This is a genomic window from Vibrio sp. YYF0003 (assembly GCF_036350715.1).
In the GTDB taxonomy this organism is placed as follows: Bacteria; Pseudomonadota; Gammaproteobacteria; order Enterobacterales; family Vibrionaceae; genus Vibrio; species Vibrio natriegens.
On the sequence record NZ_JAZDWA010000005.1, the window covers coordinates 246,650 to 260,925 of the forward strand.

The following is a 14,276-nucleotide window of genomic DNA, read 5'->3' on the forward strand; positions in this document are numbered from 1 at the left end:
TAAACTAAGTTATAGTTAGTAATGGGGGCCAACAATGTTAGGCCCCTGTTTTTTACCTTATTTCGAATCAAACGAGGAATACAGAATGGCAACTGTAACTGCTGCTCTAGTTAAAGAACTTCGCGAGCGCACAGGCGCTGGCATGATGGAATGTAAGAAAGCGCTTGTAGAAGCAAACGCAGACATCGAACTAGCAATTGAAAACATGCGTAAATCAGGCGCAGCGAAAGCAGCTAAGAAAGCTGGTAACGTTGCTGCTGAAGGCGCAATCATCATCAAAGAAGAAAACGGCGTTGCTGTTCTTCTTGAAGTTAACTGCCAAACTGACTTCGTTGCTAAAGACGGTAACTTCACTGCATTCGCAGACGAAGTTGCAGCTGCAGCTCTAGCTTCAAAAGCTACAGTTGAAGAACTACAAGCTCAATTCGAAGAAACTCGCGTAGCTCTAGTAGCTAAAATCGGTGAGAACATCAACATCCGTCGCGTACAGTACGTTGAAGGTGCTGCAATCGCTTCTTACCGTCACGGTGAGAAAATCGGTGTTGTTGTTGCTGGTGAAGGCGACGCAGAAACTCTTAAGCACGTTGCAATGCACGTTGCAGCTTCTAAGCCAGAGTACGTTAACCCAGAAGACGTACCAGCTGACGTAGTAGCTAAAGAGAAAGAAGTTCAAGTTGAAATCGCTATGAACGAAGGCAAGCCTGCTGAGATCGCAGAGAAGATGGTTGTTGGCCGCATGAAGAAATTCACTGGCGAAATCTCTCTAACTGGTCAAGCATTCATTATGGAACCTAAGAAAACTGTAGGTGAAATTCTGAAAGAAAAAGGCGCTTCAGTTGCTACATTCGTTCGCCTAGAAGTAGGTGAAGGTATCGAGAAAGCAGCAGAAATGAGCTTTGCTGAAGAAGTTGCTGCGGCTCAAAAAGGTTAATCCTTAGAGACTGCATAAAAATTAGACCGTAGCCTTGGCTGCGGTCTTTTTATGAGCAGTAGACGATTTGCCGTGATGAATAGCTATAAGCAAGCTTGTGGCTATCCATGACTGTTAATCAACAACTCTCTTTGGAAGGTAAACTCCATGACTACGAACCCTAAACCAGCGTATCAACGTATTCTATTAAAACTGAGTGGTGAAGCTCTTCAAGGTGAAGACGGTTTTGGTATTGATCCAGCGATCCTTGATCGTATGGCGCAAGAAGTTAAAGAACTTGTTGAACTAGGTGTTCAGGTTGGTGTAGTTATCGGTGGCGGTAACCTGTTCCGTGGTGCTGGTCTTGCAGAAGCTGGCATGAACCGTGTAGTGGGCGACCACATGGGTATGCTTGCTACAGTAATGAACGGCCTTGCAATGCGTGACGCTCTGCACCGTGCATACGTAAACGCGCGTGTAATGTCTGCAATTCCTCTTAAAGGCGTATGTGACGACTATAATTGGGCTGATGCGATTCGTGAACTTCGTCAAGGCCGCGTTGTTATCTTCTCTGCAGGTACAGGTAACCCATTCTTTACAACGGATTCAGCAGCGTGTCTACGTGGTATCGAAATCGAAGCAGACGTAGTTCTAAAAGCGACAAAAGTTGATGGTGTATTTACTGCTGACCCAGTAGCAAACCCAGACGCAGAGCTGTATGATAAGCTATCTTACGCAGAAGTTCTGGATAAAGAGCTTAAAGTAATGGATTTGGCTGCGTTCACACTTGCTCGTGACCACAAAATGCCTATCCGCGTATTTAACATGAACAAGCCAGGCGCACTACGTCGCGTGGTGATGGGTGAAGAAGAAGGCACTCTGATCAACTCTGACGCATAATTCTAGACGCCATCCAAGAAGTGTTGGATGGCGTATCGCTTTGCTCAACCCTTTTAAGCTTTCTTCAGGAAAGATGACATTTTTAAGGTGAAACCGTGATTAACGAAATCAAAAAAGACGCTCAAGAGCGCATGGACAAAAGCGTTGAAGCGCTAAAGAACAACCTTTCTAAAGTTCGTACTGGTCGTGCACATCCAAGCCTACTATCTGGTATCTCTGTTGAGTACTACGGTGCTGCTACTCCTCTTAACCAAATTGCGAACGTTGTAGCTGAAGACGCACGTACTCTAGCAATCACAGTTTTCGACAAAGAGCTAACTCAAAAAGTTGAAAAAGCGATCATGATGTCTGACCTTGGTCTAAACCCAATGTCTGCTGGTACTATCATTCGCGTTCCACTTCCACCGCTAACAGAAGAGCGTCGTAAAGACCTTGTTAAGATCGTTCGTGGTGAAGCTGAAGGTGGTCGTGTTGCAGTACGTAACATCCGTCGTGACGCAAACAACGATCTTAAAGCGCTTCTAAAAGACAAAGAAATCTCTGAAGACGAAGATCGTAAAGCACAAGACGAGATCCAAAAACTGACTGACGTAGCAGTTAAGAAGATCGACGAAGTTCTTGCTGCAAAAGAAAAAGAGTTGATGGAAGTTTAATACTCCCACCTACATCACTGTTGGAAAACGCTGTGCTCACAGCTCAGCGTTTTTTTATGTTAGTCTGTCCAACTGATGGAACTCAATTAACTCCTTATGCAAAATTCTCAAGCCTTCTCTGACTCCCTTCCTAAACATATTGCCATCATAATGGACGGTAATGGTCGTTGGGCTAAGTCCAAAGGAAAACCTCGTGTATTCGGCCACAAAAAAGGCGTAAGTGCGGTTCGTAAGACGGTCGCAGCGGCTTCTCGGCTTGGTATAAAATCCATGACGTTATTTGCTTTTAGCAGCGAAAATTGGCGTCGTCCCGAGGAAGAAGTTGGCCTATTGATGGAACTGTTTATCTCAGTTCTGTCCAGTGAAGTAAAAAAACTACATAAAAACAACTTACAGTTGCGAGTGATCGGTGATACCAGCCGATTTAGCGAGCGCCTGCAAAAGAAGATTATCGAAGCAGAAAAGCTAACGGCAGAAAACACTGGTATGGTGATCAACATTGCAGCCAATTATGGCGGCAAATGGGATATCACACAGGCAACCAAAGCGTTAGCACAAAAAGCACGTAATGGTGAAATACGTGTAGAGGATATAAATGAGCAATTAATCACCGAGCATTTGACCATGGCAGACTTACCTGAGGTGGATCTTCTTATCCGCACCAGCGGTGAGTGCCGCATTAGCAACTTTATGTTGTGGCAAATGGCATATGCTGAGATGTACTTTACACCAGAATACTGGCCAGAATTCGATGAAGACAGTCTGGTCGAAGCAGTAACCTGGTTTATTAACCGAGAGCGCCGTTTTGGCTGCACTGGTGAACAAGTAAAGGCATTGATGGCAGCTCAATAAGGACTAATTAGTTTGAAACAGAGAATAATAACGGCACTAATTTTAGCTCCCCTGGTTATTTTAGGCATTTTTAAGTTACCCCTGATGGGTTTTATCATCGCATTGACAGCGATAACCTTATTAGGATTTTGGGAGTGGACCCAGTTTACAGGCAGTCGTTCTAGAATTGCAGCGCTTATTCCGGCAGCAATTGTTACCGGACTTAGTTTTTTTTACATCTCACCAGAGGCAAATAGCCTCAATCACTTATCAACGCCGCACTATGTGATGCTTGGACTTGGTTTCGTATGGTGGATTATTGCCAGCTTAATGGCGATCACCTACCCAAAAACCACTAAAACTTGGCAGAGTAGCCTTGTTCTAAGGCACATTTTTGGCTTCCTGACGTTAATTCCTTTTCTTTGGAGCGTCATCATCCTGAGAGCTTCCGATATCACGGTAGATCCATACCACGGCGCAAAGCTGGTTCTTTTCGTTTGTTTCTTGGTATGGGCTGCAGACAGCGGAGCTTACTTTGCTGGTAAAAGTATGGGTAAGCGCAAAATGGCGCCAAATGTTAGTCCAAATAAGACCATCGAGGGCTTAATTGGAGGCATCATTGCTGCTCTGCTCGTTGGTTGGTTATTCGCTGACTGGTTTGATATTCATTTCACGAGTTCAGTTCATATGGTGATCATCACGCTTATCACGGTTGTCATTTCCGTGCTTGGCGACTTGGTGGAAAGTATGTTCAAACGCGTCTCAGGCATTAAAGACAGCAGTAATATAATTCCAGGACACGGCGGCGTGCTTGATCGCATCGATAGCCTAACCGCTGCATTTCCCGTCTTTGCTCTTCTTTACTACGTATTCTAATTTATCGGGAGCGGCTTTACGCTCCTGAGTTTTTATAACGGTCTTACAACATGCAAAAGTTAACGATTCTTGGTGCAACAGGTTCAATAGGTGCAAGCACACTTAAAGTGGTCGAACAGAATCCAGAGCTATTTTCTGTCGTAGCACTTGCAGCCGGTACTAACGTTGAAAAGATGGTGGCACTTTGTCGTAAATGGCAGCCTAAATACGCTGTTATGGCGGATAAGTCTGCGGCCACTGCGCTTAAGTCTGAAATCGATTCTTTAGCTCCGGGTACAGAGGTGCTTGGTGGTGTTGACGCTCTTTGTCATGTTGCTTCATTAGATGAAGTCGATAGCGTAATGGCGGCGATTGTTGGTGCTGCTGGTTTATTGCCTACGATGGCCGCGGTAAAAGCAGGTAAACGAGTGCTACTGGCGAACAAAGAAGCATTGGTCATGTCAGGGCAGCTATTCATTGATGCGGTTGAGCAGTATGGCGCAGAGTTGCTGCCTGTCGATAGCGAGCACAATGCTATTTTCCAGTGTCTTCCAGAGCAAGTTCAAACCAGCTTAGGTCGATGTCATCTAGATGAGCATGGAATTTCTCATATTTTACTGACAGGCTCTGGTGGGCCATTCCGTTATACTGACATTGCTGAGTTAGAAAAAGTCACGCCAGCACAGGCTATTGCACACCCTAATTGGTCAATGGGGCCAAAAATCTCGGTTGACTCTGCGACAATGATGAACAAAGGCTTAGAGTACATCGAAGCGAAATGGCTATTTAACGCATCACGCGAGCAGTTAAAAGTAATTATTCATCCGCAGTCAGTGATTCATTCTATGGTGCAGTATCGCGATGGTTCTGTTTTGGCTCAAATGGGTGAGCCAGATATGGCAACGCCAATTGCACTGACCATGTCTTACCCGTCTCGCGTTCATGCAGGGGTTAAACCGCTGGATTTCACTCAGGTGGGTGAGCTGACATTTTTGCAGCCTGACTTTGCGCGATACCCATGTTTGAAACTGGCGATTGACGCGTGTTACGAAGGTCAACATGCGACGACGGCACTTAATGCAGCGAATGAAGTAGCTGTTGATGCATTTCTAAATAATCGCCTTGGTTTTACTGACATAGCTCGCATCAATGGGGCTGTGTTGAATAAAATCAGTGCAAGCTGCAAAGCTGAGAATGTGAATAGCTTGGAAAGCTTGTTAGAGCTAGATAGAATGGCTAGAACTATCGCCCTTGAATTGATACGCGAGCGTGGCTAATGACTGGTATTTTGTGGAATCTCGTTTCTTTTATCGTTGCACTTGGCATTCTTGTGGCTGTGCACGAGTTTGGTCACTTTTGGGTTGCGCGTCGTTGCGGCGTTAAAGTTGAAAAGTTTTCAATCGGTTTTGGTAAGTCAATCTGGAAAAAGATGGGCAAAGACGGAACCGAATACAGCATCTCTATGATCCCTTTTGGCGGCTATGTCAAAATGGTGGATAGCCGTGTTGATGACGTTCCTCAACATGAAAAGCACTTAGCTTTTGATCAAAAGCCGCTTTGGAAGCGCACCTCGATTGTGGCTGCTGGCCCCATCTTTAACTTCTTATTTGCTATCTTTGCTTATTGGCTGGTTTTCCTCATTGGTGTACCCGCAGTTAAGCCTGTAGTGGGTGATGTTACGCCCAATTCGATTGTTGCTGAGGCAGGAATTGAATCTGGGATGGAACTAAAAGCAATCTCTGGTATCAAAACTCCGGACTGGGAATCAGTAAATATGGGATTGATTTCTCATATTGGTGATGATTTGATGACAGTTACCGTGGAAGCAAATGATGAAATCGGCTCTGAGGTGACAAAGACGCTCGACCTTCGTGATTGGAAATTTGATCCGGAAACAGAGTCTGCGATGCACTCACTAGGTTTTGAACCGTATACTCCGGAGATTTATACGACGATCCAGCAAGTTACAGAAGGTGGTGCTGCGGAGCTAGCCGGAGTAATGCCAGGAGACGAAATTGTTTCGATTGCTGGTAAGACGGTTACCGTTTGGGATGATGTGGTAGAAGCAGTTCGCTCTAACCCAAATACACCAATCGAGTTGACCGTTCTACGTGACGGTTATCATCAGAATTTAACGTTGACCCCAGGCAGTCGTGAGCTGGCTAACAAAGACGTCATTGGCTTCGCGGGCATTGCCCCTGAAGTCGCAGAATGGCCCGAAAGTTATCGCTTCGATTTACAGTTTGGTGTATTCGAATCAATTGGCAAAGCGATTGATAAAACGGGTCAAGTTGTCGGACTGACAGTCAGTATGCTCAAGAAACTGGTTGTCGGCGACGTTGGCCTGAATAATCTGAGTGGCCCTATTTCAATTGCGAAAGGGGCAGGGGCGACGGCAGACTATGGTCTGGTCTATTTTTTAGGTTTTCTCGCTCTAATTAGTGTTAACCTAGGTATTATTAACCTCGTACCTTTACCAATGTTGGATGGCGGTCATTTGTTGTTTTTTGCAATTGAAGCGGTTATTCGACGCCCAGTTCCAGAAAGAATACAGGAAATGGGATACCGAATTGGTGGTGCGATCATCTTCTCGCTCATGGCGTTAGCGCTATTTAATGATTTTACTCGTCTGTGAGAGTTCAGAGACAAAGCAGTAGCAAGGAATAATTAGAACAAGTATGGCGATTAAGCGAATTCTATTTGCAAGTTTACTGGCGACCAGTGTGTCTGCAAATGGAGCAGAGAACTTCGTAGTTCAAGATATTGAAATCGATGGATTGCAGCGTGTTGCACTAGGTGCTGCGTTGCTGAAAATGCCTGTCCGCGTCGGTGATACCATTGGCCAAGGCGATGTTGCAGAAATTATCCGCGCACTGTACGCATCTGGTAACTTTGAAGATGTAAGAGTACTGCGTGATGGTGAGGTGCTTGTCGTTCAAGTAAAAGAGCGTCCGACCATTGCTAGCATCTCATTTTCAGGCAACAAAGCAATCAAGGACGAGCAGCTACAAGAAAACCTGAACGCATCAGGTATTCGTGAAGGCGAAGCGCTTGACCGTACAACGCTGAGCAATATCGAAAAAGGCTTGGAAGACTTTTACTACAGTGTGGGTAAATATAACGCGACAGTAAAAGCGGTCGTTACTCCATTGCCACGTAACCGTTCCGATCTGAAGTTTGTCTTCACCGAAGGTGTATCGGCAAAAATTCAGCAAATCAACTTTATTGGTAATGAAGTCTTTTCTGACGAAGAACTATTGTCCCGTTTCAACTTGAATGTTGACGTGCCTTGGTGGAACTTCCTAGCTGATGAAAAATACCAAAAGCAGGTACTTGCTGGTGATATCGAAGCGCTGAAGTCTTTCTATCTTGATCGTGGTTACCTGAAATTTAACGTTGATTCAACACAGGTAGCAATCTCTCCTGACAAGAAAGGGGTATACATTACTCTTGGCTTGGAAGAGGGAGAGGTGTACACCGTTAAGGACGTAAAATTCCGCGGTGACCTTGTAGGCGAACAAGATGCATTCGAAAGCATGGTGCCATTTGAAAGCAACGAAACTTACAATGGTTCGCTTGTCACTTCGATGGAAGAAGGCGTTAAGCGCGTTCTAGGTGAGTCTGGTTATGCGTATCCGCAGGTAAATACCATTCCTGAATTTGATGATGAAAACAAAGAAGTTTCATTGGTCGTAAACGTTGACCCGGGTAACCGAATTTACGTTCGTGATATCCGCTTTACGGGTAACAACGCGACAAAAGATGAAGTGCTTCGTCGTGAGATGCGTCAGATGGAAGGCAGCTGGTTGAATTCTAAGTCGATTGAAACGGGTAAAACTCGTCTTAACCGTCTTGGCTACTTTGAAAACGTTGAAGTACAAACCGTTCGTGTTCCAGGAAGTGATGATCAGGTAGATCTTGTTTACTCAGTGAAAGAAGCGAACTCAGGTAGTGTCAACTTTGGTGTTGGCTACGGTACTGAATCTGGTGTCAGCTTCCAGGTTGGTCTACAGCAGGACAACTTCTTAGGCAGTGGTAATCGCGTTGGTGTTAATGCCATGATGAACGATTACCAAAAGAACATCAGCTTAGATTACCGCGACCCATACTGGAACCTCGATGGGGTAAGTTTGGGCGGTAAGATCTTCTACGATGAGTTTGAAGCCTCTGAAGCGGGTATTGTTGACTACACCAACCAAAGTTACGGTGGTAGCCTGACATGGGGTTTCCCATTCGATGAGCTAAACCGCTTTGAGTTTGGTGTTGGCTACACGCACAACAAGATCGGTAACTTATCACCTTATTTACAGGTAGAGCAGTTCTTGCGTGCGCAAGCGGACAATATTGATTCAGATGGTTCATTGAACACTAACGATTTTGACATCAATATCTCCTGGACACGCAATAACCTGAACCGTGGTTACTTCCCGACGGCAGGTAATCACCAACGCGCGTTTTACAAAATGACGGTACCTGGCTCTGATGTTCAGTACTTCAAAATGCAGTACGATGTTCGTCAATACATGCCTTTGACCGAAAAACACGAGTTCACGCTCTTGTTCCGTGGTCGCCTAGGTTATGGTAATGGCTACGGTGAAACGAATGGTAACGATAACTTGTTCCCATTCTACGAAAACTACTACGCAGGTGGCTTTACATCGCTACGTGGTTTCGGCTCCAACTCGGTTGGTCCTAAAGCGGTATACCGTGATTACTCGGGCTCAAACAATGGTGCTGATACGGCAACAGACGATGCTGTGGGTGGTAACGCCGTCGCATTGGCAAGCCTGGAACTTATCGTTCCAACGCCGTTCGCATCGGATGAAGTTCGTAATCAAATTCGTACCAGTATCTTCTTCGATATGGCAAGTGTCTGGGATACGGAATTTGACTACCGCGACTCTGGTGCGGAGTATGGTGATAAATACTATTACGACTACTCAGATCCAACCAACTACCGCTCATCTTATGGTGCGGCGTTGCAATGGATGTCTCCAATGGGGCCTCTAGTATTCTCACTAGCGAAACCAATTAAGAAATATGATGGCGATGATGAAGAATTCTTCACCTTCACTATCGGTCGAACCTTCTAAAGAGGAAAATATTTTGAATAAAATGATCAAAGCGGCTGGGATTGGCCTTCTTGTACTTAGCTCATCAATGTTTGCAAACGCGGCAGAAGCGGCACAAAAAATTGCATACGTGAATACCGCTCAAGTTTTTCAAGCACTTCCTCAGCGTGAAGTTGTTTTGCAAAAAATGCAGAAAGACTTTAAAGGTAAAGCCGACGAACTTAAGAAAATTCAATCTCAAGCAAAAACGAAGATTGAGAAACTACAGCGCGATGGCGAGCTTCTAGGTCAGGACGAAATTGAAAAGCTACGTATCGATATCGCGAAACTAGACAGTGAGTACAAAGTAAAAGCGCAAGCACTAGATAAAGCAAGTGCTCGTCGTGAAGCAGAAGAAAAAGCGAAGCTGTTTAAAACGATTCAAGATGCCGTGACAAAAGTTGCGAAGAACAAAGGTTACGATCTCGTTATTGATATCTCTGCACTTCAATACGGTAAGCCAGAATACAACATCTCTGAAGACGTAATTAAAGCTCTAAAATAAGAAGTTATGAAGACATTAACATTAGCCGAGTTGGCAACAATTACTGGTGGCGAATTATTTGGTGATGACACGCTTGTTGTTAGCCGTGTCGCTCCAATGGATAAAGCACAAGAAGGTGATGTGACCTTTTTGTCTAACCCAAAGTATGCAAAGCACTTATCTGAGTGCCAAGCAACGGTTGTGATGGTAAAAGCAGAGCATAAAGACAAATGTTCAGGTAATGCACTTGTTGTTGCGGATCCTTACGTTGCTTTTGCGCACGTTGTTCAGGCAATGGACACAACCCCACAACCTGCACAAGATATTGCACCAAGTGCCGTGATTGCATCTGACGTCAAGATGGGTGATAACGTTGCAATTGGGGCAAACGCTGTCATTGAAACGGGTGTAGAACTTGGCGACAACGTGATTGTTGGCGCAGGTTGCTTTATCGGTAAAAATGCTAAGCTGGGGAATAACACCAAGCTTTGGGCTAATGTGACTATCTATCATGAAGTTTCTCTGGGCGATGATTGTTTGGTTCAATCAGGCACAGTGATCGGCTCTGACGGTTTTGGTTATGCGAATGACAAAGGCGAGTGGATTAAAATCCCTCAACTTGGATCTGTGCGTATCGGAAACCGTGTTGAGATCGGCGCATGTACGACAATTGACCGTGGTGCATTAGAAGATACGGTTATTGAAGACAACGTGATTCTTGATAACCAGCTTCAAATCGCGCACAACGTTCACATCGGATATGGTACCGTGATGCCTGGTGGTACTATTGTGGCGGGCAGTACTACAATTGGTAAGTACTGTCAGATCGGCGGCGCGTCGGTTCTTAATGGCCACATCACCATTGCAGATGGTGTTGCTATCACCGGTATGAGCATGGTCATGCGCAGTATCGAAGAAAAAGGCCTTTATTCATCGGGTATTCCACTACAGACGAACAAAGAATGGCGTAAAACCGCAACTCGAGTTCACCGTATTGATGAAATGAATAAACGCTTGAAAGCCGTTGAGAAACTGCTAGAGCCAAAAGAAGAATCTTAGTTCCATATTCTGAGCAAAGACTCGCGAAATGCGAGTCTTTTTCTTCTATAATGACGCGCTATTAGTATATTGAATATCAATCACAGTAAGTAAGTGGTCAGAAATAGCGTATTAACAAGCTAGAATGAACAGCTGTTTACTACGATTGATATAACATCAAGCTGGTATACACTTTGCAGGCATTTTAATTTTTTGCGGCTATTGCCGCTGCCGTGCCATCTTGGTTATAGAGAATTTATATAGGAATACGACTTTGACTACTGAAAAGAAAACGATGAACATCTCTGAGATTCAAGAGCTTTTACCTCATCGCTACCCATTCTTATTGATCGACCGTGTGACTGACTTCCAAGAAGAGAAATACCTTCACGCGCTTAAAAATGTGTCGGTTAACGAACCTCAGTTCACAGGTCACTTTCCTCAACTACCCGTATTCCCAGGTGTTTTGATTCTTGAAGCGATGGCTCAGGCTACGGGTCTATTAGCATTTAAATCATTTGGTGCACCAACAGAGAATGAACTGTACTACTTTGCTAGTGTAGATGGCGCGAAATTCCGCAAACCAGTCGTTCCAGGTGACCAGTTGGTGATTGAAGTTGAATTTCTGAAAGAGCGCCGTGGTATTGCTGCATTTCGTGGTGTAGCGAAAGTAGACGGCGAAGTAGTATGTTCAGCTGAGCTGAAGTGTGCTCGTCGAGAGTTTTAATATGATTCATGAAACCGCTAAAATCCACCCGGCAGCGGTGGTAGAAGAAGGTGCCAAAATTGGCGCTAATGTGACCGTCGGGCCATTCACCTACATTACCTCAACGGTAGAAATTGGTGAAGGCACAGAAGTCATGTCTCACGTTGTAATCAAAGGTCATACCAAAATTGGTAAAGATAACCGTATATTCCCGCACGCTGTCATTGGTGAAGAAAACCAGGACAAGAAATACGGCGGCGAAGAGACAACAGTGGTTATCGGTGACCGAAATGTGATTCGCGAAGCGGTTCAGGTTCATCGTGGTACTGTTCAAGATAAAGCAACCACAGTGATCGGAGACGATAACCTTCTGTGTGTGAATGCTCATATTGCGCACGACGTTGTTGTAGGAAATCACACTCACATCGGTAACAACTCGATTCTGGGTGGCCACGTGACGGTAGATGACTACGCTGGCGTAATGGCGCTTTCTGCGATTCACCCATTCTGTACAGTCGGCGCTTATGCTTATGTTGGTGGTTGTTCTGCGGTTGTTCAGGACGTTCCAGCGTATGTGCTTGCGCAAGGTAACCACGCTACGCCATTTGGCTTGAACTTAGTTGGGCTAAAGCGTAACGGTTTCGAGAAGCCAGAAATTCGTGCTCTTCAAAAGGCGTACAAAGAAATTTACCGTTCAGGTAAAACGCTGGAAGAAGTGAAGCCAGTTTTGGCTGAAATGGCGCAAGAGTTTCCTGCAGTGAAGCGTTTCTCTGACATTCTGGAAACCACGGAACGTGGTATCATTCGTTAATTCACGGATGTTCAAATAAATTGAAAAGATCGCGCCCCCAATTGGGCTGCGATCTTTTTGTGTTTTATGGATAGGGAATTACCTTATCCATAGTACATAGAGCGGGAACGATATGGAAAAACCATTACGTATTGGCATCATTGCCGGAGAACTTTCTGGTGACACTCTGGGCGAAGGCTTTATTAAAGCTGTGAAAGCGCAGTATCCAAACGCCGAGTTTGTCGGTATTGGTGGTCCTAAAATGATTGCCCAAGGCTGTGAATCCCTCTTCGATATGGAAGAGTTGGCTGTAATGGGTTTGGTTGAAGTTCTGGGTCGCTTGCCTCGCTTACTAAAAGTGAAAGCAGAATTAGTTAAGTACTTCACTGAAAATCCACCAGACGTCTTTATCGGTATTGATGCACCGGATTTCAACTTACGACTTGAGTTGGATCTTAAACAAGCGGGCATTAAAACGGTTCATTATGTCAGCCCTTCTGTTTGGGCCTGGCGTCAAAAGCGTATTTTTAAGATTGAAGCCGCGACGAATCTGGTTTTGGCCTTTCTTCCGTTCGAAAAAGCGTTTTACGATAAGTTTAATGTGCCATGTGAATTCATTGGTCACACGCTGGCCGACGCCATTCCGCTGCGCTCAGAGCAAGCACCGGCAAGAGAGTTACTTGGTTTAGATCAAGATAAAAAATGGTTGGCCGTATTGCCAGGTAGCCGTGGTAGTGAATTAAAAATGCTATCACAGCCGTTTATTGAAACCTGTAAATTACTGCATCAGAAATACCCGGATTTAGGGTTTGTGGTGGCTCTGGTCAACCAAAAACGTCGTGAGCAGTTTGAGCAAGCTTGGAAAGAGCATGCGCCTGAGCTGAATTTTACGCTGGTGGATGATACTGCACGTAACGTGATAACTGCTTCAGATGCGGTCATGTTGGCATCAGGCACCGTTGCATTGGAGTGCATGCTGCTAAAACGCCCAATGGTGGTTGGTTATCGTGTTAATGCGTTAACGGCGTTTTTAGCTAAACGTCTGCTGAAGACCAAGTATGTGTCATTACCTAACATCCTTGCTGATGACGAACTGGTAAAAGAATATTTACAGGATGAATGCACGCCAGAGAACCTGTTCGAAGAAGTCTCTCGTCTATTGGAAAGCGATAATAGAGAAATGATCGACAAGTTTACTGAAATGCATCACTGGATCCGCAAAGATGCAGATCAACAAGCCGCAAGCGCGGTATTAGAACTGATTAAGAAATAGAGAACCACATGGTTGCGAAAGCTAAGTCCACCAAAACCAAGACGACAAAAACAAAGGTCGAATTACCACCGTTTGAAATGCCACAAGGCTATCAGCTTATCGCTGGTGTCGACGAAGTAGGGCGTGGCCCTTTAGTCGGGGATGTCGTGACCGCCGCGGTTATTTTAGATCCGAGTAACCCGATCGAAGGGTTAAATGACTCCAAAAAGCTTAGCGAGAAAAAGCGCTTAGCTTTGCTTCCGGAAATCAAAGAAAAAGCGCTCGCTTGGGCGGTGGGTCGTTGTTCGCCACAAGAAATTGATGAGTTAAATATTCTTCAAGCGACCATGGTGGCAATGCAACGTGCGATTGTTGGCTTAAATGTTCAGCCAGATCTTGTGCTTATTGATGGCAACCGTTGTCCTGAGTTGCCAATGGATGCACAAGCGGTGGTCAAAGGTGACCTGCGAGTCGCTGAGATTAGCGCTGCGTCTATCATTGCTAAAGTCGTACGTGATACAGAAATGGAAGAGCTCGACAAACAATACCCTCAATTTGGCTTTGCAAAGCACAAAGGGTATCCAACAAAAGCGCACTTTGATGCAATAGAGCAACATGGTGTGATTGATGAACATCGCAAGAGCTTCAAGCCGGTAAAGAGAGCACTCGGCATAGAATGCTAAATTAATTGGATGGGTGTTATAAACCCGACTCCCTTTAGGTTAGAATCCCAAACAAAATAGAGT

Annotated in this window: 14 protein-coding genes; all 14 read left to right on the forward strand. The window is 45.0% G+C overall.

All coding sequences use genetic code 11. From position 1 onward, the window contains the following. The first annotated feature begins 85 nt into the window (after nt 1–85). Nucleotides 86–931, forward strand: coding sequence for a translation elongation factor Ts (gene tsf / locus V1U08_RS15915; protein ID WP_014232763.1), 846 nt, complete (start codon nt 86–88; stop codon nt 929–931). A 147-nt stretch (nt 932–1,078) separates the two neighbouring features. Continuing rightward, complete coding sequence (pyrH, locus tag V1U08_RS15920; RefSeq protein ID WP_005494271.1) at nt 1,079–1,810, forward strand: UMP kinase; 732 nt, start codon at nt 1,079–1,081, stop codon at nt 1,808–1,810. Between the two features lie 95 nt (nt 1,811–1,905). Further along, on the forward strand, nt 1,906–2,463 hold the full coding sequence (gene frr, locus V1U08_RS15925; protein WP_014232762.1) for a ribosome recycling factor: 558 nt from the start codon (nt 1,906–1,908) through the stop codon (nt 2,461–2,463). Between the two features lie 96 nt (nt 2,464–2,559). Continuing rightward, a complete protein-coding gene (locus tag V1U08_RS15930) occupies nt 2,560–3,315 on the forward strand; it encodes an isoprenyl transferase (protein ID WP_014232761.1) in 756 nt (251 codons plus the stop codon). 12 nt (nt 3,316–3,327) lie between these two features. Next, nucleotides 3,328–4,170, forward strand: coding sequence for a phosphatidate cytidylyltransferase (locus V1U08_RS15935; RefSeq protein ID WP_041170259.1), 843 nt, complete (start codon nt 3,328–3,330; stop codon nt 4,168–4,170). 50 nt (nt 4,171–4,220) lie between these two features. Beyond that, nucleotides 4,221–5,426 carry a 1-deoxy-D-xylulose-5-phosphate reductoisomerase gene (ispC, locus tag V1U08_RS15940; RefSeq protein ID WP_118119108.1) on the forward strand — a complete coding sequence of 402 codons (1,206 nt, stop codon included), beginning with the start codon at nt 4,221–4,223 and terminating at the stop codon, nt 5,424–5,426. Continuing rightward, nucleotides 5,426–6,784: a sigma E protease regulator RseP gene (gene rseP, locus V1U08_RS15945; protein WP_330470989.1), complete on the forward strand. Its 1,359-nt coding sequence runs from the start codon at nt 5,426–5,428 to the stop codon at nt 6,782–6,784. Before ispC ends, rseP begins: the two co-directional genes overlap by 1 nt. Before the next feature lie 43 nt (nt 6,785–6,827). Next, nucleotides 6,828–9,242 (forward strand): outer membrane protein assembly factor BamA, encoded by a 2,415-nt coding sequence (gene bamA / locus V1U08_RS15950; RefSeq protein WP_065302771.1) that lies wholly within the window; start codon nt 6,828–6,830, stop codon nt 9,240–9,242. 13 nt (nt 9,243–9,255) lie between these two features. Further along, nucleotides 9,256–9,765: an OmpH family outer membrane protein gene (locus V1U08_RS15955; RefSeq protein WP_014232756.1), complete on the forward strand. Its 510-nt coding sequence runs from the start codon at nt 9,256–9,258 to the stop codon at nt 9,763–9,765. 6 nt (nt 9,766–9,771) lie between these two features. Next, nucleotides 9,772–10,803 (forward strand): UDP-3-O-(3-hydroxymyristoyl)glucosamine N-acyltransferase, encoded by a 1,032-nt coding sequence (gene lpxD / locus V1U08_RS15960; protein ID WP_065300071.1) that lies wholly within the window; start codon nt 9,772–9,774, stop codon nt 10,801–10,803. Between the two features lie 253 nt (nt 10,804–11,056). Next, on the forward strand, nt 11,057–11,509 hold the full coding sequence (gene fabZ / locus V1U08_RS15965; protein ID WP_014232754.1) for a 3-hydroxyacyl-ACP dehydratase FabZ: 453 nt from the start codon (nt 11,057–11,059) through the stop codon (nt 11,507–11,509). Nucleotide 11,510: 1 nt separating this feature from the next. Further along, entirely contained in the window at nt 11,511–12,299 is a 789-nt protein-coding gene (gene lpxA, locus V1U08_RS15970) for an acyl-ACP--UDP-N-acetylglucosamine O-acyltransferase (RefSeq protein WP_014232753.1), read from the forward strand. Nucleotides 12,300–12,411: 112 nt separating this feature from the next. Further along, nucleotides 12,412–13,551, forward strand: a complete 1,140-nt coding sequence (gene lpxB / locus V1U08_RS15975) for a lipid-A-disaccharide synthase (protein WP_065302770.1) — start codon at nt 12,412–12,414, stop codon at nt 13,549–13,551. A gap of 8 nt (nt 13,552–13,559) precedes the next feature. Beyond that, complete coding sequence (rnhB, locus tag V1U08_RS15980; protein ID WP_330470990.1) at nt 13,560–14,213, forward strand: ribonuclease HII; 654 nt, start codon at nt 13,560–13,562, stop codon at nt 14,211–14,213. Nucleotides 14,214–14,276 lie beyond the last annotated feature (63 nt).